This is a genomic window from Sphingomonas sp. GW821-FHT03E12 (assembly GCF_059420685.1).
In genome coordinates this window covers 160,977-181,539 of sequence record NZ_JBWKUF010000001.1, presented here as the reverse complement: position 1 = coordinate 181,539, position 20,563 = coordinate 160,977, and the positions used below count along the sequence as shown (strand labels likewise).

Here is a 20,563-nt window from a genome sequence, read left to right as displayed (position 1 = left end):
CCCTCACCCCGCCACGGGCAGCGTGATCAGCGATCCGGTGCAGACGCGCTGGGTCGCCTTCACGAAGTCGGCAGGCTTGGCCTTGTAGATATTGGGGACGAAGGTCTGCGGGTTACGGTCGATCACCGGGAACCAGCTCGACTGGACCTGCACCATGATGCGGTGGCCCTGTTTGAAGACATGGTCGTGGTCGCGCAGCGGCACGTTCCACGCGACGACCTTGTTCGGTACCAGCGGCTTGGGTGTCGAGAAGCTTTCGAGCCAGCGGCCGCGGCGCACCTCCATCGCGATCGGCAGCTGATAGCCGTTGAGCGTCTTGGGGTAATCGCCCAGCGCGCGGATCGGCGTCGCCATGTCATAATCGTCGGGCAGCACGTCGATCAGCTTGACCACCATGTCGCTGTCGGTGCCCGAGGTGGAAGCCTGCAGCGTTGCGCTGATCGCGCCGCTGACGGTCAGGTCCCTGTCGAGCGGTGCGCTGACCCAGGTCAGCACGTCGGGCCGGCCATCGACGAAGCGCTGGTCCGCCGCCTCCCACCATTTCCATTCCAGTGAAGGATAGGTGACCGAGATCGGGCGTGCGCGGTACGGCACCGGGTTGGCGGGATCGGAGATATACTCGCGGCATCCTTCGCCCGTGGGTGCGGTGAAGGACAGTGACCCGTCGGCGCGGAGATAGAGGCTGGTCGCCTTGGTTCCGGCGGGCGGCCATTTGGCGTAGTTCTTCCACTGCCACGATCCGCTCTGGAAGATCTTGGCCTCGCCCGCCGGCTGGGTTCCCTTGCCGTGCAGCCAATAGGCGAAGAACGGGGCCTCGATATCGCGCATGAACTCGGTGCCGCTGGGCTTGCCGAACTTCACATAGCCCAGGTCGTCGCCCGCGCCGCGCCAGCTGCCGTGATTCCACGGGCCGGCCGCGATGATGCTCAGCCCCTTGGGATCGTCCTTCTCCATCTGTTCATAGATCTTCCAGCCGCCCAGCGGATCTTCCTGATCCCAGAAGCCGACGACGTGCAGCGTCGGCACGGAGGTGCGGCCGAGCCGTTCGGTCCAGACCTGCCGCTTCCAGTGATCATCGTAATCGGGATGCTCGATGATCTGCGTGAGCATCGGCACGCTGCCCTTGAAGTGCTGCTTGTCGAGAGTCTCGACCGGGCCGAGCTTCAGGAACCAGTCGTAGAGATCGACCGGAGGCGGGCCGCCCGGATTATAGTCGAAATCGTCACCGTCCTTGTTGTTCTGGAGGCCATAGGTCCAGTCGGTGAGGTAGGAGAGGCGGAGCGCGCCGTAGCGGTGGAGATCGTCGTTCATCCACCAGTCGTTCCACGCCGCCTGCGGGCTGACGGCCTTCAGCGCCGGATGCGGGCGGGCGAGCGCGACCGCCGCGGCATAGCCGGGATAGGAGCCGCCCATCATCCCGACGCGGCCATTATTGTCCTCGACGTTCTTCACCAGCCAGTCGATCGTGTCGTACGCGTCGCTCGCCTCGTCGGGCGCGTTCGAGCCGGACGGGGAGAGCGCCATCGACATCGCGAACACGCCTTCCGACTTGTAGCGCCCGCGCATGTTCTGGAAGACGAGGATATAGCCGTCCTCCATCAGATATTTCATCGATGCCGGCACTGCCTTGGGCGCCGCGCCGGGCACGCCATAGGGCGTGCGCTGGAGCAGGAGCGGGAGCTTGCCTGCCTTGCCCGCGGGGCGGAGGATCACCGTCTGGAGTTTCGTCCCGTCGCGCATCGGGATCATCACCTCCTGAAAGGTGAAGGCCGGGGCTGCCGGGACTTGCGTGACGGTCACCTGCCGGGCCGGGGCGGGTGCGGTCAGCGCGGTCGCGGCAAGGGCGGCGGCGACAAGAAAGCGGCGGTACATCAACTCACGTCTCCCCGTTGGTGGCGGGAATAGAGGCGTGGCGTCTGCCGCTGTCAATCGATCCGCGGACGCAGCATCGCCGGGCGCAGGACCAGGCCGTTCAGGTTGAGCAGCGCATGGATCAGCATCGCGAACCAGAGGTCGCCGGTGGCGAGGTAGAGCGTCACAAGCAGCGCTCCGGACACGGCGGTAAGAACCACTCCGATCCAGCCCTGGTAGCGATGGGCGGCGGCGAACAACAAGGTCGCAACGGCGAAGCCGAGCGGCGCGCTTCCGGTCGCGAGCGTCGCGAACAGCGGCAAGGCCAGGCGGAAGAACAGCTCCTCGACGATGCCCGCCGCAGTCGCCAGCACCATGGTCCAGCGGAGTTCGTCGCCGCTACGGGGCAGGAAGCGATCGATATTGCCTGCGGTAAAGGGCCGGCGGCCGCGCCGGATCCGCCAGCGGGCGAGAACAAGGCCGAGCACCGCGCCGCCCACCAGTCCGGCGAGCACGGCAGCCTTGAGCGCCGTCCCGCCAAATCCCGCAAGGTGGCGCGCCGCAACCGCCAGCGGCATGAACTCGGCGGGCAATTGCGCCAGCGCACCGAGCTGTCGGCCGATCGCCAGCGCGCCCAGCGCGCTCGCCCCGAACGCCAGCGGTGCGCGACGTATCCAGCGGCGGTAGCGGGCGATGCGTCCGGTGTCCGGCGGCACGCCGCCGCCCCGGAGATACCAGGCATAGGCGGCGATCAACCCCGCCAGCAGCAGCCAGCTGGTCAATCAGATATGCCTTGGCGCTGCGGCCTCATCATCCGTTGCGGTGCTCGCCCCGGACCCAGCGGACCGTGCCCGAGCTGGAGCGCATCACCACGCTTTCGGTGGTCATCTTGCCCGGCTTGCGCTTGACGCCTTCGAGCAGCGATCCGTCGGTCACGCCGGTCGCGGCGAAGATGCAGTCGCCCTTGGCCAGCTCGGTCAGGTCGTACTGCTTGTCGAGATCCTCGATCCCCCAGCGGCGCGCGCGCGAACGCTCGTCCTCGTTGCGGAAGACCAGACGGCCCTTGAACTGGCCGCCGACGCAGCGCAGCGCGGCGCAGGCAAGCACGCCCTCGGGCGCGCCGCCCTGGCCCATATAGACGTCGATCGTGGTGTCGGGATCGGTGGTGGCGATGACGCCCGCAACGTCGCCGTCGCCGATCAGCACCACGCCGCAACCGATCGCGCGCAGCTCGGCGATCATCTTCTCGTGGCGCGGGCGGTCGAGCACGCAGGCGATGATCTCGTCGGGCTTCACACCCTTCGCCGCGGCGATCGCCTCGATATTCTGGGTCGGACTCTTGTCGAGGTCGATCACGTTCGGCGGATAGCCGGGGCCGACCGCGATCTTGTCCATATAGACGTCGGGTGCGTTGAGCAGGTTGCCCTCTTCGGCGATCGCCAGCACCGCAAGGCTGTTCGGCCCGGCCTTGGCGCAGATGGTGGTACCTTCGAGCGGGTCGAGCGCGATGTCGATCTTCGGTCCCTTGCCCGGCGCGCTGCCGACCTTCTCGCCGATATAGAGCATCGGCGCCTCGTCGCGCTCGCCCTCGCCGATCACGACGGTGCCGTCCATGTAGAGCGAGTTGAGCGAGGCGCGCATCGCCTCGACAGCGGCGGCGTCGGCGGCCTTCTCGTCACCGCGGCCGGTGAGTTTCGAGGCGGCGATTGCCGCGGCTTCGGTGACGCGCACCATCTCAAGCACCAGGACGCGGTCGAGCACCTTGCTGGCGGTCTGCATGATCGGCGAAGCCCTCTCTCAAGTTCGTTTCCGCTGCGCGATAGGAGCGCGCGGCGCCCTTGTCGATGGGGGCTAACGCTGTCATCCATGCAAAAGCGGGCGACGCCGCGAAACCGGGCACGGTTCGCCGCGTTCGGCGTGCAACGGGGACTGGACATGGCGTTCGAGATGTTGAGCTTGTTGCTGGCGCTGAGCGTGGCGGGCGAGCCGCCGAAGATCGTTACTCTTCCCAAGCGCGCGCGGCCGGCGGCGGTGGTGCGCAAGCGGGCTGCGCGAAAGCCCGTGCGGCGCGCGCTGCCCCAGCCGGCAGCTTTGTGCCTTACCGGAAGCTGCTCCCGGTCCGCGGCGCCCGGCGATCGCCTCACGGGCGTGACGACGCGGGAGCATAGCGGCAAGATGGACGTGGTCCGCTCGGCCAGGATGCCCTGCGGCGTGCAGGGCGCGCCGGTCTGCCCGAAGAAGGGGCAGGAACTGCTGCACACGCGGATCGACTGAGGCGTTTTCGCAACGCCTTCGTTATGCTATCGCAACGAGCGGAGGGTTCTGCCCATGTCCGTGTTGCTTATCCTTGCGTTCACGCTCCAGGCCGGCGGCGACGATGCCGCGATGCAGGCCTATCGCGACAAGACCCGCGCGATCATCCCGTGCAAGACCACCGGCGATCCCGACGAGGTGACGATCTGCGCGCTTCGCGAGGCCGACAAGAAATATCGCGTCCCCTTCGTCACCTCGAGCGCGCGGGACAATGTACCTGCCCAGACCGAGCGGGTGCTGGAGGACGTGATGTTCCAGTGCGGCGTCAGCGGCCCGTTCCTCACCCAGTGCGGCGGCATGGTCGGGGTGACGGTCGGCGTCGGGTTCGACGGCAAGGTGATGCGCAAGCGTGAACCGGCGCCTTAACGCGTCACTCGCCCAGAATGTGCATCCACATCGGCTCGCCCGCCAGGCTGGGGGAGCCGCGGAGCTTCTCCAGCGCCTGCGCGATCGAGCGTTCGGGCACTTCGTGGGTCACGATCGCGACCAGCACGCTGCCGTCGGCCATCGCACCGCGCTGGATCAGCGACTCGATCGAAACGCCCGCGTCGCGCATCGCCGCGGCGATCTCGGCCAGCACGCCGACCTTGTCGGCAACGGTGAAGCGCAGATAGGCACGGCCGCGACGCTCACCGGTGGGGGCTGCAGGCTCGGCGGTGAGGCTGGCGGCGGGCATCGCATAGGGCGGGCCGAATTCGGTGCGGGCGATGTCGATCAGGTCGGCGACCACTGCCGATGCGGTCGGGCCGTCGCCCGCGCCCGCACCCTGGAACAGCAGCCGGCCGACGAAATTGCCCTCCGCCACCACCGCATTGGTCGGACCCAGGACGTGCGCGAGCGGATGCGCCAGCGGGACGAGGTGCGCGTGGACGCGCTGGAACAGGCCATTGCCGTTCAGGTCGGCGATGCCGAGCAGTCGGATACGATAGCCCAGCGCCGCCGCCTCGGCGATGTCGGCGGCGAGCAGGTGGCGGATGCCGCCGATCGCGACGTCGCCGAACGCCGGCTGGGTGCCGAAGGCGATGCTGGCAAGGATCGAGAGCTTGTGTGCGGCATCGACGCCGTCGATGTCGAAGCTGGGATCGGCTTCCGCGAAACCTGCCGCCTGCGCCTCGGCAAGCACTTCGGCAAAGTCGCGGCCTTCGGCCTCCATCTTGGACAGGATGAAATTGCAGGTGCCGTTGAGAATACCATAGACGCGGTCGATCTGGTTCGCCGCCGCACCCTCGCGCAGCCCCTTGATGACCGGAACGCCGCCCGCGACCGCCGCCTCGAACTTCATCGGCGTATCGCTTTTCTCGGCGACCCCGGCCAGCTCCAGGCCGTGATGCGCGATCATCGCCTTGTTCGCGGTGACCAGACCCTTGCCCGCTGCAAGCGTTGCCCGGGCGAGCGCAAGGGCGGGGCCATCCGACCCGCCGATCAGCTCGACCACCACATCCGCCTTGGGATGGCGCGCGAGCTCGGTCATGTCATCGACCCAGTCGAAGCGCGAAATATCGACGCCGCGATCCTTGGCGCGGTCGCGCGCGGAGACCGCGACGATCTCGATCGGCCGGCCGGCACGTCGCGCGATCAGCTCGGCATTGGCGTCGATCAGGCGAATGACGCCCGCACCCACGGTTCCAAGGCCGGCAAGAGCAACGCGCAACGGTTCGGTCATGTTTAAATCTCCTGGCACCCCGCTAGAGGATGCCCGGAGCGCCGCAACCCAATTATTTCTTGGTCAGGCCAATCTCGCGCAGCCGCTCCGCGAGATAGTCGTGCGCGGTGATCGGCGGCTCGCGTTCGGGATTCTCCGCGGTCACGCATTGCGGCAGCGCCTTGATCAGGAAATCGGGCGCGGGGTGAAGGAAGAAGGGCATCGAATAGCGCGGCGTGCCGCGGCGCTCGACCGGCGGGTTGACCACGCGGTGCGTGGTCGAGGGCAGGACATGGTTGGTCAGCCGCTGGAGCATGTCGCCGACATTGACCACCATCGCGCCTTCGGGCGGCTTGACCGGCAGCCACTGGCCGTCCTTGTCGAGCAGTTCGAGTCCTGCTTCCTCGGCACCGAGCAGCAGCGTGATGAGGTTGATGTCTTCGTGTGCGCCGGCGCGCACGTTCGGCGCATCCTCGGTCACCGGCGGATAGTGGAGCAGGCGCAGCACCGAATTGCCGTCCTTCACGGCATGATCGAACCAGTCGGGCTTGAGGCTGAGATGGCGTGCGATCGCCGAGAGCAATTTGTCGCCCGCGGTGTCGAACGCCGCGAACAGCTCGAGAAAGGTGTCGCGGAACCCCTCGGGCCGGTCGGGCCAGATATTGGGCGACATGTTTTCTTCGAAGCGATGCCCGGCGGGCAGTTCACGGCCGATATGCCAGAATTCCTTGAGGTCGACATAGTCCGCCCCCTTGGCGATCTCGGTCTTGAACGGCGTGTAGCCGCGCGCGCCGCCACCGCCCGCGACGAAATAGCCGCGCTTCTCGTCCTCGGGCAGGTCGAAGAAGGTCTTGGTCGCCGCCCAGGCGCGGTCGATCAGGTCCTGCGGTACGCCGTGATTGCTGACCATCGCGAAGCCGAACCGCTCGAAGGAACCGCCCAGCGCCGCGGCGAAACCATCGGGGTCACGCTCCTGATCGGCCAGGCTGACCAGCGGGACTTCGGCAAGGACGGTATCGGACATTCAAGGTAACTCCGGAAACGATTCTCCCGGAAATAGACCTTCGCGGCGCCCCCGAACAGAGGCACGAACAGAGGCGGGAGAGACGCGGTGCCGCGCGCCCCTCCCGCAGCCAATCGCCTACGCAGCGACGGGATGGGAATTACTTGCCGAGGACGGTGAGCGTGCCGCGGCTCTTGCCGTCGCCCGCGGCGTCGAGCTTGAGGGTGAAGTCGCTTCCCTCGCCGGTCTTGCCGTTGAGCTGGCCGTTCTTTGCCGCGACGGTGAAGCCCGCGGCCTGCATCTGCTCCTGGAACCAGCTGCGGACCTGATCGATGCCGGCGGGCGAGTCGAACTGGACGCGCACCGTATCCTCGCCCCCCTTGTCCTGGTTGGCATCGACATTGAGGCTGGCGATCGTCGAGCCGGGGTAGAGCTTGAGCCCGTCGATCTCGAAATTCTCTGCGCCCCAATCGATCTTCGGCAGTTTGGCCGCCCCCTCGAAGCCCGGCACCTTGATTGCGATACGGCCGTCCTTGTCGGCCTTGATCGAGGCTTCGCCTTCGCCGCTCTTGACCGAGATGCTCGCGCCATTGCCCTCGCCCGAGCCGCCGCCGCACGCCGCGAGCGCCGCCGCCAGGGGAAGGACAAGCCAGTTCCGGGTCATACGCAAGCTCCACCGTATTAGTTGTGCAATACACTAGCCATATCGAGAAAATAAATCAAGGCGCGGGGTGACGCGTCCGGAGCGATGCGGCATGGGGCGCGGCATGGATGCGCAGACCCATCAACCCGGCGAAGCGGCGAACCGCTCGCCCATTCCGATGGGCGAGTTCGTCGCGCTGATTGCGGCGATCATGGCGCTGACCGCGCTCGGGATCGATTCGATGCTTCCGGCGCTGCCGTCGATCAGTGACGAGCTGGGCGTGACCCAGCCCAACCACCGGCAATATGTCATTACCGCCTTCATGCTCGGTTTCGGCGTCGCGCAGCTGTTCCACGGCCCGCTCTCCGACCGGTTCGGACGCAAGCCGGTGATCGGCATCGCGCTTGGCTTCTATGTTGCGACCAATGCGGTTGCGGCATTCTCGGGCAGCTTCGAGCTGTTGCTGCTGGCCCGCGCGGCGAGCGGCGCGGCGGTGGCGGCCGGCCGGGTGGTGACGATCGCGCTGGTCCGCGACTGTTTCCAGGGGCGGGCGATGGCGCGGGTGATGAGCCTGGCCTTCATGACCTTCATGGTCGTGCCGGTGCTCGCGCCCGCCTGGGGGCAGCTGATGGTGGTCGTCTTCGGCGACTGGCGCCCGATCTTCGGCGGGATCGCGGTCATCGCGGCGCTGGTGCTGATGTGGTTCACCCTCCGGATGCCCGAGACGCTGGCGCGCGACACGGTGCAACCCCTCGACGTGCGCGAGATCTGGCGCGGTTATGGCAAGATGTTCCGCGATCGCTGGGCGATCGGATATACCCTCGCTGCGACCGCTATCTCGGGCTGCTTCTTCTCCTTCATCGGGTCGATCCAGCAGATCGTCTACGACGTGTTCAAGCGGCCGGAGCTGCTGACCGTGGTGTTTGCCTCGGTCGCCGGGCTGATGGCATTGGGGTCGTTCCTCAACTCGCGGCTGGTGATGCGGTTCGGGATGCGCTTCCTCTCGCACCTCGCGCTGGTGATCACGACCGCGCTCGCGGTGATCCACCTGACGGTGATCCTGCTGGGCGGCGAGAATCTGTGGGTGTTCATCGCGCTGCAGGCGCCGATGATGGCCGCGATGGCCCTCGCCAACTCGAATTTTTCGGCGATGGCGATGGAGAATATGGGGGAGATTGCGGGCACCGCGTCGAGCCTTCAGGGCTTCCTCACGACGATGGGTGCGGCGGTGCTGGGTGCGGTGATCGGCCAGTCGTTCGACGGGACGACGGTGCCGCTCTACCTTGGGTTCACGGTGCTGGGCTTCACCGCACTGATCATCGTCTTCGTCACCGAACGCGGCAAGCTGTTCCGCCGCAACTGATCCGGCGCGCCGCGGCTTCAAGGAACCGTGTGTGCCCTCTCGCCGTTCCCACCTTCAGGCGAAGCAAGGAGGGCTGCGATGGGCGGTCATCAGGTTCCCGGGCGCGGACCCGGCGACGACGGCTATGACGAGGACGGCTATGACGAGAGCCAGCGCGCGGAGATTCTGGAAGTGACGCGCAACGGCCCGACCGATGGTCTGGTCCAGACCGACCTGGATCCCGATCTGGGCGAGGCGATCGATGCCGAGGATGACGACGAACTTGAGATGATCGCCGACGATGCCGAGGGCGATGTGGTGGAGTTCGACGCGGACGACGAAGACGACGCCTAGCGCTTCGTGATGATTGACTGCCGCATGCTTCGGGCCGAGCATCGCCGCGACAGGAGCGCGCGCCATGGCCACCGATCCGCGGATTGATTCCTACATCGAACGTCAGGCCGATTTCGCGCGGCCGATCCTCGCCTGGCTGCGCGCCCGGGTCCATGCCGCCTGTCCGGATGTCGAGGAAGGCATCAAATGGGGCATGCCCGCCTTCTCGCATCGCGGCCGCCCGCTCGCCAACATGGCCGCGTTCAAGGCGCATGCGAGCTTCGGCTTCTGGTATCGCGACCAGATGGCGACCGGCAGGGAAGGGGAGGCGATGGGCCAGTTCGGCCGGATCGAAACGCTCGCCGACCTGCCCGGTGAAGCCGCGATGGAGGTGCAGATCGGCGAGGCGATGGCGCTGATCGATTCGGGGGACATTCCCAAGCGCGCCGCCAGGCCGCCCAAGCCCGAAGCCGAAATCCCCGAGGTGCTGGCCGAGGCGCTTGCCCGCGACCCCGAAGCCGCCGCCAATTTCGAGGCCTTCGCGCCCAGCTGCCGCCGCGAATATTGCGAATGGATCGGCGAGGCCAAGCGCGAAGCGACGCGCGACAAGAGGCTGGCGGAGGCGATGGCCTGGATCCGCGAGGGCAAGAAGCGCCACTGGCGATATGAAAGCTGCTGAAGCGGCTTGTATTCAATACCGGATATGTAATGATGCAACATCTCTAGCGATAGGAGGTGCCTGATGCGTCGTTCCATTGCTTATCGTGAGCCCGAGCCGATTTCCGCGCTCAACACCACCCCGCTGATCGATGTGCTGCTGGTGTTGCTGATCATGCTGATCGTCACCATTCCCGCCGCGACGCACAAGCTGCCGGTCGATCTGCCGGCAGGGCCGCCCAACCCGGTCTCCGAGCTGCCGCACCGCCTGGACATTGCGGCGTCAGGCAACCTCGCATGGGACGGGCGGGCGATCAGCGATGCGGAGCTTCCGGCGCTGCTTGCCGCGACCGCCGCGGAGAGCGGCGTGCTCCAGTTCAAGGCCGACGAAGCCGCGCGCTACGAGCGCTTCGCCACGGTCCTCAACACGGTCAAGCGTTCGGGCGTGACCAAGCTCGGCTTCGTCGGCAACGAACGGATGGCGTTCGACTGAGCTTTGCAGCGCGCCATAGTTGCCGTAAACGTCAAGCACTATGGCGCGCTTTACACGGACCATCACCGCTGGACCGGACGACATCGACGAGCTCGGTCATGTCAACAATGCGGTCTGGGTCCGCTGGATCCAGGATGTCGCGGTGGCGCACTGGCATGCGGTCGCCGCGCCCGAGCATCATGACGCCTATATCTGGGTCGTGACGCGGCACGAGATCGACTATCGTGGCAACGTGTCCGAAGGCGAAACCGTGACGGGCGAAACCTGGGTGCCCCATCCGCCGCGCGGCGCCCGCTTCGACCGCCACATGCGTTTCACCGGCGCCGACGGCAAGGTGAAGGTCGAGGCGGTCTCGACCTGGGCGATGCTCGACCGCGCCACCGGCCGGCTGGTGCGCGTGCGCGACGAGATTGCGGCGCCGTTTCTGGAGGGATGAGGACGGGGCGACGCGGCGTCAGCGTTCGACATAGGCGTGGCCCAGCGCCAGATAGGTCTGCCTGTCCGTGACATGATTGTCGGTGTCGAACCGCCAGATATCGGCGAAGCCCGCACGACGCGCATCGCCTGCGACGCCATACCCCTCGAACACGCCGGTTGCGAAAACGGTTCGTGTCGCCTCGTCGCACCACAGTCGGTCGATCACATGCGTGCCCCGGATCTGGCGTTCGACGCGAAAGAAATGGTCGATCGCGGCGATCCCTTCATAGCGGACGTCGGCGCGTTGATAGGACGCGCCGGGCGCGAACAGGGCCATGACCCAATCGATATCGACCGCGTCGATCCGCGGATAATAGGCGGTGACCAGATGCCGGATGTCGCTCATGCGGGAAAGATATCCGCGCGGCCGAGGAAATTTCATTCATGAAATTTTGCCAAATATGCGAATATAGGTTATATTTCTCGGAGAATTGGCGAGAGATGGAATGGTAATTACCCTCGACGCCATCGATCACCAGATTCTGGCGCTGTTGCAGGAGGACGGGTCGCTATCGGTGGCCGATCTGGCCGATCGGCTGGGGATGACGCCGCCGCCCTGCTGGCGGCGCGTCCGGCGGCTGAAGGATGCGGGCGTGCTGCAAAGGCAGGTCTGGATCGCCGACCCGGCCGCATTGGGCCTGACCATCACGATCTTCGCGACCGTCCGGCTGGAAGCACACGGCATCGATGCCACCAACGCCTTTCGCGAGCAGGTCCGCGAACTGCCGGAAGTGATGGAATGTCACATCCTGCTGGGCGCGATCGACGTCATCCTCAAGATCGTCGTCCCCGACATCAGCTATTACGAGACGTTGTTCTACGAACGGATCTCACAGCTCCCCGGCGTGCGTGAGGTCAATTCGAGCGTCTCGATCAGCGAGGTGAAGCGAAGCTTTCAGCTGCCGCGTATCGACGCGCCGGATCGCCGCCGCGCGCTTTAACCCGAATTGCGCAGCGCCGTCGCGATCGCGTTGATCGACAACAGAATGCCCTGTTCGATCTTGGGATCGGTCTCGCCCGCGCGGTGGCGCTTGAGCAGCTCGACCTGAAGCAGGTTGAGCGGCTCGATATAGGGCAGGCGGAGCTTGATCGAGGTTTCCAGCGCCGGATGCTTCTCCAGCAGCCGCGTCTGGCGCGTCACTTCGAGCAGCTGGTCGTGCGTCGCCTGCCAGCCGTCGCGGATGCGCCCGAAGATCGCGTCGCCCAGCGTGCGGTCCTCGACCAGCCCGGCATAGCGCGCGGCGATGCCCATGTCGGACTTGGCGAGCACCATCTCCATGTTCGCGAGTGCCGAGGCGAAGAGCGGCCAGCCTGCCGCCATCTCGCGCAGCAGCCCGCGGTCCTTGAATGCGGACAGCGCCGCGCCGACGCCGTACCAGCCCGGCAGCATCACGCGCGCCTGCGCCCAGCTGAACACCCAGGGGATGGCGCGCAGATCCTCGATCGCGTCGCTCTTCTTGCGGCTCGCCGGACGGCTGCCGATCTTGAGGCCGGCGATCTCGGCGATCGGGGTCATCTGGCGGAAGAAGCTGGTGAAGCCCTCGGTGCCATAGACGAGGCCGCGATAGGTCTTGAACGCCGTGCCCGACAATTCCTCCATCGCCGCCTCGAACCGCGCGGCGTCGGCGGTGCTGAGCTGCTGGGGCTCGAGGCTGGCGAGCAACGTCGCCGACGCCATCGCCTCGAGGTTGGTCTGCGCACTCTCGCGCGTGCCGTATTTCGCGGCGATCACCTCGCCCTGCTCGGTGATGCGGATGCGGCCCTGCACCGTACCGGCGGGCTGCGCCTGGATCGCCTGGAACGACGATCCGCCGCCGCGCCCGACAGCGCCGCCGCGGCCGTGGAACAGCTGCATCGCGATCCCGGCTTCCTCGAACACCGGCTGCAGCGCCGTTGAACCCTTGGACAGGCCCCAGGTGGAGGTGAGGTAGCCGCCGTCCTTGTTCGAGTCCGAATAGCCGATCATCACTTCCTGATGCCCGCGCTTGCCGGCGATCGCCGCGACCTCGGGCAGCGCGAACCAGGCGCGCATGATGTCCGGCCCGGCGTCGAGATCGGCGATCGTCTCGAACAGCGGCACCGCCATGACATGCGCCTGCGGTTCCTCGCCCGGGATGTAGAGGCCGGCTTCCTTGAGCAGCACATGGACTTCGAGCAGGTCGGAGACCGACTGCGCCATCGACACGATATACTGGCGGATCGCGGCGCGCCCGTAGCGGTCATGCGCTTCGGCCGCGGCCTGGACGATTGCCAGTTCGGACGCGGTCTCGTCCGAATAGGTCGCGTAGCGGCTGGTCAGCGGGCGCGGGCTGGCCAGCTCGCGGCGCAGCAGCGCGATCCGCGCTTCCTCGCCGAGCGCGGCATAGTCCGCCTCGACGCCCGCGACCTTGAGCAACTCCGCCACCACCCGCTCATGCACCGCACTGTTCTGGCGCATGTCGAGCGTGGCGAGGTGGAAGCCGAAGATGTCGACCGACCGGATCAGCCGCCCGAGTGCCCCGCTCGACGCCAGCGTCTCGGCACCCTGCGCGGCAAGGCCGTGTGCGACGGTGGCGAGGTCGGTGCGGAACGCCGCGGGATCGGGATAGCGTTCGCCGGTCAGCGCGCCGGGGCGCGGCGGCGCCTTGCCGGTCAGGTCGCGATAGGTGGCGGCCAGGCGGGCATAGATGCCCGACAGCGCACGGCGATAGGGTTCGTCGGCGCGGCTGGCGGCTGCGTCACCGCTGTCGTCGGCAAGGGCAACGACGCCCGGATCGATATCGGCGTGATGGCTTGAGATCGACAGCTCGGCACCGAGCGCGTGCACCGCGTCGAGATAGTGGTTCAGCACCGTCTCGGCCGAACGCGACAGCGTGAGCCGCAGCGAATCGGCGGTGACGAAGGGGTTGCCGTCGCGGTCGCCGCCGATCCAGTTGCCCGGGCGCAGGAAAGCCGGAACGCGGCTGCCCAGCGCGCGGTCCCAGCGCGCGTGGAGCGCGGGCAGGACCGGCAGGAAGACGTCGCGCAGATAGGACAGCGCGGTCTCGACCTCGTCGGCGACATAGAGCCGCTCGGGCCGAAGCACACGGGTCTGCCAGAGCAGCGCGACCTGGCGCACCACCGCCTCGTCGACCAGGTCGCCGTCTTCGGTCTCGGCGATGCCGCGATCCTTGAGCGCCATCAGTTCGGCGATGCGGTTGCGATGATCGATCATTGACTTGCGCCGCACCTCGGTCGGGTGCGCGGTCAGCACCGGCGCGACCAGCGCATGGTCGAGCAGCTCGGCGATCCTGGCGCTGTCGACGCCATGTTCCTTGAGCCTGGCGATCGCGTGCTCGACATCCGCGCCGCTTTCCGACGCCACGCCCTGCCGGTCCTCGGCGAGGTTGGCGAGCATCGAGAACAGCATGAAGCTGCGCACGAAATCGAGCGTGTCGTCGAGGTTGAGGCTGCCAAGGCCCGGATCGATGCTGTCGGCGCCGGCGATGCCGCGATGCCGGTCGACCGATGCCGACCGGATATATTCGATTCGCCGGAACAGCGCCTCTCCGCCATAGGCGCGGATCACGTCGCCAAGGACGCGGCCCAGATAGCGGATGTCGGGATTGTTGGTGATCGGTGGAGCGCTGGCCATGCGCGCGTGCTGCACTGCGGCATGGCCAGCGTCAACCGGATCGTTACTTGGGAGACGACAAGCGCGACTGATTATGTCGCATGGTCATCAATCCGGCGGCGGAAGGTTTCGGGCAGGAAGAACAGGCCGATGATCAGCGTCAGCACCGCGACGGTGATCGGATACCAGAGGCCGTAATAGATATCCCCGGTGGCGGCGACCATCGCGAAGGCGATCGTCGGCAGGAACCCGCCGAACCAGCCATTGCCGATATGATAGGGCAGCGACATCGCGGTGTAGCGGATTCGCGTCGGGAAGATCTCGACCAGCAGCGCCGCGATCGGGCCATAGACCATGGTCACCAGCAGCACGAGCCAGAAGAGCAGGGCGACGATCAGCGGCTTGTTCATCGCCGCCGGGTCGGCCTTGGCGGGATAACCGGCCTTGGTCAGCGCGGTCTTCAGTTCCTGCTGATAGGCGGCGATCAAGGCTGTGCGTTCGGCTGGGGCGACCCCGGCGGGATCCGGCGCCGGGTGTTCCTCGTCGCCCACGCGAACGGTAGTGAATTTGAGCGTCGGCGCGCCCGGCGGAAGCGTCGCGGGCACGCTCTTATAGGGGATGCCCGACTTGGCGAGGTAGGCCTTGGCGATATCGCAGCCCGACTGGTCGAACTTGTTGCGGCCGATCGGATCGAACTGGACCGAGCAGATGTCGTTGCTCGACATGATCGTCACCGGTGCCCGTTCCTGCGCGGCGGCCAGCGCCGGATTGGCCGCTTGGGTCAGCGCATGGAAAGCCGGGAAATAGCTGATCGCCGCCAGCGCGCAGCCGGTCAGGATGATCTTCTTGCGCCCGATCTTGTCGGAGAGCGCGCCGAAGATCACGAAGAAGGGCGTGCCGATCACCAGCGCGATCGCAATCAGGATATTGGCGGTGGCGCCATCGACCTTCAGCGTCTTCTCGAGGAAGAACAGCGCATAGAATTGGCCGGTGTACCAGACCACCGCCTGACCCGCGACCGCACCCAGCAGCACGATCAGCACAACGCGCAGGCTCCGCCACTGGCCGAACGCCTCGGTGAAGGGGGCCTTGGAGGTGGTGCCCTCCTCCTTCATCTTCTGGAACACCGGGCTTTCGGCCAGCTGGAGCCGGATCCACAGCGACACCGCGAGCAGCAGGATCGAGACGAGGAAGGGCAGGCGCCAGCCCCAGTCGGCAAAGGCGGCCTCGCCGATCACGGTACGGATGCCGATCACCACCAGCAAAGCCGCGAACAGGCCCAGCGTCGCGGTGGTCTGGATCCAGCTGGTGAACAGGCCGCGCTTACCCTCGGGCGCATGCTCGGCCACATAGGTGGCAGCGCCGCCATATTCGCCGCCGAGCGCGAGACCCTGGACGAGGCGGAGCAGCACCAGGATCACCGGCGCCGCGACGCCGATGCTGGCATAGCTCGGCAGCACGCCGACCGCGAAGGTGGAAAGGCCCATCAGGCCCATCGTCACGAGGAACGTATATTTGCGCCCGACGACATCGCCCAGCCGCCCGAACACCAGCGCACCGAACGGCCGGACCGCGAACCCCGCGGCAAAGGCACCGAGCGCGAGAATGAACGCGGTGGTCTCGTTCACGCCCGAGAAGAATTTGGCGGAGATGACCGTTGCCAGCAGCCCGTAGAGGTAGAAATCATACCATTCGAACACGGTGCCGAGCGACGAGGCGATGATCACCTTGCGCTCGGTCCGGCCCGCAACTGCTGGCTGCGCCGTCATCCTCTTCTCCCTGATTGGTTTTGCGCGGGATGGTGGCGGGATTTGTGCTGGCCGTCGAGGGCCGAAATGACGCTACGGCGCTGGGCCAGTGCTGGGCCAGTGTGGGTGGCTAGTCCTCGAGCAGCGCGAGCGCGACCCTGGCGGTGCCGGTGCGGTGCATCCCGATCTCGCGTGCGGCGGCGTGGGAGAGGTCGATGACGCGGCCGCCGCTGAACGGTCCGCGGTCGTTGATCCGCACGACGACGCTCTTGCCGGTGGAAAGGCTGGTGACGCGAATGCGGCTGCCGAAGGGGGCGGTGCGATGGGCGGCGGTCAGCGTGTCGGGGTCGCAACGCTCGCCACTGGCGGTGCGGTTGCCCGCCATCTCGCGGCTGAAATAGCTCGCCATCCCGCTGCCGAGATCGGTGCCGGCTTCTACCTCACCGTCCGCCGCCGCGGCCGGAACCGCCAGCGCAAGCGCCAGTGCGCCGATCAACAAACCCCGCATGTCCCGTCCCCTTTTGCGGGCACGGGTGAAACAACAACAATCCCGGACGGCAATCCGCGCAGCGTTGCGTTGCCCCGAATCCGCGACCATCTGCGACGAAATGTCACGGGATGGTGACGCAAGGGCCGGCTGCGACTAATGCGTATCCGTAACCATGGGGGCTAAGACGATATCCGTTGCCGAAACCGGTGGCGAGCGCAACGCGGTCTATTCCTATATGGATGCCGCCCGATTCGTGCTCGCCGCGATCGTTGCGTTCGCGCATGCATGGCATCTCACCATCGCCGATTATCATGGCGATGCCCCGCTCTGGGCGAAGATCGGCTATTTCGTCGCCGGTTTCTCGCACGCGGCGGTCATCCTGTTCTTCGTCCTCTCCGGTTACTGGATCGCGCGATCGGTCGAGCAGCGGCTCGAACAGGGCTGGAGCTGGAAGGGCTATCTTACTGGCCGCCTGACCCGCGTCTGGATCGTCCTGATCCCGGCATTGCTGATCGGCGGCAGTCTTGATCTGATCGGAACCTTCTGGCTGCGGACGCCGACTCATCTCGGCCTGACGAACACCTATGTCCTGCGCACCGACGTCGCGGCGAACCTCGACTGGCCGGTATGGACCGGCAACCTCTTCTTCCTTCAGGATACCATCGTCCACCCGCTGGGCACCAACGGGCCGCTCTGGAGCCTCGCCTGGGAATGGTGGTTCTACCTCTGGTATCCGGCGCTGATCCTGCTCTGGCGCACCCGCCGGCCGGCCCCGGTGCTGGTCACCATGGCGATCTTCTTCTGGTATCCTGCGATGCTGCTCGGGTTCGTCTGCTGGCTGCTCGGCGTGCTGGTGCGGGTGATCGAGCGAAGGCAGGTTGCGCAATCGCTGCTGCGCCACCCCCTCACGCTCGCCGTCACGGGGGCCTTGACCCTGGCGGTGCTCGCCTGGGCGCGTCTTGCACCCCTGTTGGGCTGGGAGTTTCCGGTCGCGCTGAGTTTCGCCGCCTTCGTTGCCGCGCTGCTGGCGATGCGCCCGCGCTTCCCGCGTTTCCTGAACGGGGCAGCCCATTTCGGCAGCCGCGCGAGCTTTTCGCTCTACGTCACCCATTTCCCGGTTCTCGCGATGATCGCCGGGATCGAGGTCGGCCCTGCGCGGGCTGAGCCGACGATGACGTCGCTGCTCTTCGTCTGCCTCGGTTTCCTCGCCGCTTTGTTCTTCGCCTATGGCTTCTCGATGCTCACCGAGGCCAATACCGGGCGCGTGCGCAAATGGCTGGCGGGACGCAGGCGCCCCGCCACCTGATCAGACGTCGAGATTGGCGACGCTCAGCGCATTCTCCTGGATGAACTCGCGGCGCGGCTCGACCACATCGCCCATCAGGCGGGTGAAGATCTCGTCGGCCACATCGGCCTGATCGACCTCGACCACCAGCATCGAACGGTTCTGCGGATCGAGCGTGGTTTCCCACAGCTGCTCGGCGTTCATTTCGCCCAGCCCCTTGTAGCGCTGGATCGACAGGCCCTTGCGGCCCGAGGCGAGGATCGCGTCGAGCAGCTCGCTCGGGCGCGCGACCAGGGTTTCGCCCTTGGCCGCGACCACGGGCTCCTCGTCCTCGCCCTCAGCGGCAGGGGTGACATCCTCGGCTTGCGCGGTCTTGACCGACACCAGCTTCGACACCGCCGCATAGCTATCGGCCTGCTCGGCGGCGAGCGCGTGGAGCTTGCGCCCTTCGGCGGAGGTCAGGAACGCCGCCTCGATGATGTGATGATCGGTCACGCCGCGCCACAGCCGCTCGAAATGGAAGCCGCCTTCCTCGGTGACGCGCGCCGACCAGCGCGCATCCTCGTCGGTGAGGTCGAGCCGCTTGGTCACCGCCGCGAGCCGTTCGGCGCGCTGCTCGCGCGTTGCTTCGGGATCGAGCGTGCGGCCCAGCGCCAGCGCCTCGATGATCGAGGGATCGTAGCGGCGCGGCACATAGCGCATCAGCGTCTTCATGCGGCGGGCATGCTCGACCAGCTTGGCGAGGTCCTCGCCGAAGCGCGGTCCCTCATTGGTCTCCAGCCGGTTGCCGCTCACACCGCCCTCGACCAGATAGTCGTCGAGCGCGGCATCGTCCTTCAGATACACTTCCGACCGCCCCTTGCTCGCTTTGTAGAGCGGCGGCTGGGCGATGTAGAGGTGCCCCGCCTCGATGATCTCGGGCATCTGGCGGTAGAAGAAGGTGAGCAGCAGCGTGCGGATATGCGCGCCGTCCACGTCGGCGTCGGTCATGATGACGATCTTGTGGTAGCGCAGCTTTTCGAGGTTGAAGTCGTCGCGGCCGATGCCGGTGCCCATCGCCTGGATGAGCGTGCCGATTTCCTTCGATCCCAGCATCCGGTCGAAGCGCGCACGCTCGACGTTCAGGATCTTGCCGCGCAGCGGAAGGATCGCCTGGAAATGCCGGTCGCGGCCCTGCTTGGCCGACCCGCCTGCCGAGTCACCCTCGACCAGGAAGAGTTCGGACTTGGCGGGATCGCGCTCCTGGCAGTCGGCGAGCTTGCCGGGCAGCGACGCGATGTCCATCACGCCCTTGCGCCGGGTCAGCTCGCGTGCCTTCTTCGCGGCCTCGCGCGCGGCGGCGGCGTCGATCACCTTCTGGATGATCGCACGAGCCAGCGCGGGGTTTTCTTCCAGCCAGTCGGACATCTTGTCGGCCATCAGCGCTTCGAGCGGCTGGCGGACTTCGGAGCTGACCAGCTTGTCCTTGGTCTGCGAGCTGAACTTCGGGTCAGGCAGCTTGACCGAAACGATCGCGGTGAGCCCCTCGCGCATGTCGTCGCCGGTGAGGGTCACCTTCTCCTTTTTGAGGAGGCCCGACTTGTCGGCATAATTGTTGATCGTGCGCGTCAGCGCCGCGCGGAACGCCGCCAGATGCGTGCCGCCGTCACGCTGCGGGATGTTGTTGGTGAAACAGAGGACGTTCTCGTAATAGGAATCGTTCCACTCCAGCGCGACATCGATCCCGATATCGTCACGCTGCCCGTTGACCGAGATCGGATCGGGGAACAGCGGCGACTTGTTGCGGTCGAGCCACTTCACGAACGCGGCGATGCCGCCCTCGTAGAACAGCTCGACTTCCTTGACCTCCTCGTGCCGTGCGTCGCGCAGGAACAGGCGCACGCCCGAGTTCAGGAACGCCAGCTCGCGATAGCGATGCTCGAGCTTCTCGAAGTCGAACTCGATCTGGTTCTTGAACGTACCGCCGTCGCCCGGGACCTTTTCGGTCGAGGCGAGGAAGGTCACGCGCGTGCCCTTCTTGGTGCTTCCGTCCGGGTTGACGGGCGCCTTGCCGATCACCTTGAGCGGTGCGGTCGCGTCGCCATAGGCGAAGCGCATCCAATGCTCCTCGCCGTCGCGCCAGATGTTGAGGTCGAGCCATTCGGACAGCGCGTTGACCACCGACACGCCCACGCCGTGCAGGCCGCCGGAGACCTTGTAGGCATTGTCGTCGCTGGTGTTCTCGAACTTACCGCCCGCATGGAGCTGGGTCATGATGACCTCGGCCGCCGACACGCCTTCCTCGGCGTGAATCCCGGTCGGGATGCCGCGGCCGTTATCCTCGACGCTCACCGATCCGTCGGCGTTCAGCTGGATGATGATCTTGTCGCAATGACCGGCCAGCGCCTCGTCGATCGCATTGTCCGAAACCTCGAACACCATGTGGTGCAGGCCCGAACCGTCGTCGGTGTCGCCGATATACATGCCGGGGCGCTTGCGTACCGCGTCGAGGCCTTTGAGGACCTTGATGCTGTCGGCGCCGTAGCTGTTCGCGTTGGGGGTGTTTTCGGGGGTGTTCTGATCGTTCGATTCCATGCCGAGCATATAGGGTCGCGAGTCACGAAACGGAAGCAAAATGGGTCACTCCGTGGCATCCGCATGGCTATGGAAACTTAATGGCGGCGGGACGGGTTCGCCGTGGCAATTTTACGCGGG

Annotated in this window: 20 protein-coding genes; 9 read left to right on the top strand and 11 right to left on the bottom strand. The window is 66.4% G+C overall.

All coding sequences use genetic code 11. The features are described 5' to 3' along the window. Window positions 1-3: 3 nt before the first annotated feature. The 3 genes from AC07TU_RS00795 to glpX are packed head-to-tail and all read right to left on the bottom strand — an operon-like array spanning window position 4 to window position 3,630. On the bottom strand, window positions 4-1,872 hold the full coding sequence (locus AC07TU_RS00795; protein WP_495186014.1) for a CocE/NonD family hydrolase: 1,869 nt from the start codon (window positions 1,870-1,872) through the stop codon (window positions 4-6). A 53-nt stretch (window positions 1,873-1,925) separates the two neighbouring features. After that, window positions 1,926-2,633, bottom strand: coding sequence for a CPBP family intramembrane glutamic endopeptidase (locus AC07TU_RS00790; RefSeq protein WP_495186013.1), 708 nt, complete (start codon window positions 2,631-2,633; stop codon window positions 1,926-1,928). Window positions 2,634-2,661: 28 nt separating this feature from the next. Further along, complete coding sequence (gene glpX, locus AC07TU_RS00785) at window positions 2,662-3,630, bottom strand: class II fructose-bisphosphatase (RefSeq protein ID WP_495186012.1); 969 nt, start codon at window positions 3,628-3,630, stop codon at window positions 2,662-2,664. A gap of 156 nt (window positions 3,631-3,786) precedes the next feature. Between glpX and AC07TU_RS00780 the strand changes: the two genes are divergently transcribed. Both AC07TU_RS00780 and AC07TU_RS00775 read left to right on the top strand, forming a co-directional pair. Then, on the top strand, window positions 3,787-4,125 hold the full coding sequence (locus AC07TU_RS00780) for a hypothetical protein (protein WP_495186011.1): 339 nt from the start codon (window positions 3,787-3,789) through the stop codon (window positions 4,123-4,125). Window positions 4,126-4,179: 54 nt separating this feature from the next. Next, complete coding sequence (locus tag AC07TU_RS00775; protein WP_495186010.1) at window positions 4,180-4,530, top strand: hypothetical protein; 351 nt, start codon at window positions 4,180-4,182, stop codon at window positions 4,528-4,530. 4 nt (window positions 4,531-4,534) lie between these two features. Here AC07TU_RS00775 and AC07TU_RS00770 read toward each other — a convergent pair whose 3' ends face one another. From AC07TU_RS00770 to AC07TU_RS00760, 3 genes are all read right to left on the bottom strand, one after another. Beyond that, window positions 4,535-5,827, bottom strand: coding sequence for a homoserine dehydrogenase (locus AC07TU_RS00770; protein ID WP_495186009.1), 1,293 nt, complete (start codon window positions 5,825-5,827; stop codon window positions 4,535-4,537). Between the two features lie 52 nt (window positions 5,828-5,879). Continuing rightward, on the bottom strand, window positions 5,880-6,830 hold the full coding sequence (locus AC07TU_RS00765; protein ID WP_495186008.1) for an isopenicillin N synthase family dioxygenase: 951 nt from the start codon (window positions 6,828-6,830) through the stop codon (window positions 5,880-5,882). A gap of 139 nt (window positions 6,831-6,969) precedes the next feature. Continuing rightward, entirely contained in the window at window positions 6,970-7,473 is a 504-nt protein-coding gene (locus tag AC07TU_RS00760) for a hypothetical protein (protein WP_495186007.1), read from the bottom strand. A 103-nt stretch (window positions 7,474-7,576) separates the two neighbouring features. On the opposite strand from AC07TU_RS00760, the gene AC07TU_RS00755 reads away from it, so the two are divergent. From AC07TU_RS00755 to AC07TU_RS00735, 5 genes are all read left to right on the top strand, one after another. Further along, complete coding sequence (locus tag AC07TU_RS00755; protein ID WP_495186006.1) at window positions 7,577-8,815, top strand: multidrug effflux MFS transporter; 1,239 nt, start codon at window positions 7,577-7,579, stop codon at window positions 8,813-8,815. Between the two features lie 78 nt (window positions 8,816-8,893). Then, the gene (locus AC07TU_RS00750) at window positions 8,894-9,148 is read left to right on the top strand and encodes a DNA primase (RefSeq protein WP_495186005.1); all 255 of its coding nucleotides are present in this window, start codon (window positions 8,894-8,896) and stop codon (window positions 9,146-9,148) included. A gap of 64 nt (window positions 9,149-9,212) precedes the next feature. Continuing rightward, a complete protein-coding gene (locus tag AC07TU_RS00745; RefSeq protein WP_495186004.1) occupies window positions 9,213-9,806 on the top strand; it encodes a YdeI/OmpD-associated family protein in 594 nt (197 codons plus the stop codon). Window positions 9,807-9,869: 63 nt separating this feature from the next. After that, window positions 9,870-10,277, top strand: a complete 408-nt coding sequence (locus AC07TU_RS00740; RefSeq protein ID WP_495186003.1) for an ExbD/TolR family protein — start codon at window positions 9,870-9,872, stop codon at window positions 10,275-10,277. A 40-nt stretch (window positions 10,278-10,317) separates the two neighbouring features. After that, window positions 10,318-10,713 (top strand): acyl-CoA thioesterase, encoded by a 396-nt coding sequence (locus AC07TU_RS00735; protein WP_495186002.1) that lies wholly within the window; start codon window positions 10,318-10,320, stop codon window positions 10,711-10,713. Between the two features lie 18 nt (window positions 10,714-10,731). On the opposite strand, the gene AC07TU_RS00730 is transcribed toward AC07TU_RS00735, so the two are convergent. Next, window positions 10,732-11,100 (bottom strand): nuclear transport factor 2-like protein, encoded by a 369-nt coding sequence (locus AC07TU_RS00730; RefSeq protein ID WP_495186001.1) that lies wholly within the window; start codon window positions 11,098-11,100, stop codon window positions 10,732-10,734. A 100-nt stretch (window positions 11,101-11,200) separates the two neighbouring features. On the opposite strand from AC07TU_RS00730, the gene AC07TU_RS00725 reads away from it, so the two are divergent. Continuing rightward, on the top strand, window positions 11,201-11,695 hold the full coding sequence (locus AC07TU_RS00725; RefSeq protein WP_495186000.1) for an Lrp/AsnC family transcriptional regulator: 495 nt from the start codon (window positions 11,201-11,203) through the stop codon (window positions 11,693-11,695). Here AC07TU_RS00725 and ppc read toward each other — a convergent pair. From ppc to AC07TU_RS00710, 3 genes are all read right to left on the bottom strand, one after another. Then, a complete protein-coding gene (ppc, locus tag AC07TU_RS00720) occupies window positions 11,692-14,367 on the bottom strand; it encodes a phosphoenolpyruvate carboxylase (RefSeq protein ID WP_495185999.1) in 2,676 nt (891 codons plus the stop codon). The genes AC07TU_RS00725 and ppc overlap by 4 nt on opposite strands. A gap of 71 nt (window positions 14,368-14,438) precedes the next feature. Further along, the gene (locus tag AC07TU_RS00715; RefSeq protein ID WP_495185998.1) at window positions 14,439-16,115 is read right to left on the bottom strand and encodes an MFS transporter; all 1,677 of its coding nucleotides are present in this window, start codon (window positions 16,113-16,115) and stop codon (window positions 14,439-14,441) included. Window positions 16,116-16,224: 109 nt separating this feature from the next. Further along, window positions 16,225-16,602 carry a septal ring lytic transglycosylase RlpA family protein gene (locus AC07TU_RS00710; protein ID WP_495185997.1) on the bottom strand — a complete coding sequence of 126 codons (378 nt, stop codon included), beginning with the start codon at window positions 16,600-16,602 and terminating at the stop codon, window positions 16,225-16,227. A 154-nt stretch (window positions 16,603-16,756) separates the two neighbouring features. On the opposite strand from AC07TU_RS00710, the gene AC07TU_RS00705 reads away from it, so the two are divergent. Beyond that, complete coding sequence (locus AC07TU_RS00705) at window positions 16,757-17,890, top strand: acyltransferase family protein (RefSeq protein WP_495185996.1); 1,134 nt, start codon at window positions 16,757-16,759, stop codon at window positions 17,888-17,890. Here the strand turns inward: AC07TU_RS00705 and gyrB are convergent, their stop codons facing one another. Next, the gene (gene gyrB, locus AC07TU_RS00700) at window positions 17,891-20,443 is read right to left on the bottom strand and encodes a DNA topoisomerase (ATP-hydrolyzing) subunit B (protein ID WP_495185995.1); all 2,553 of its coding nucleotides are present in this window, start codon (window positions 20,441-20,443) and stop codon (window positions 17,891-17,893) included. Window positions 20,444-20,563 lie beyond the last annotated feature (120 nt).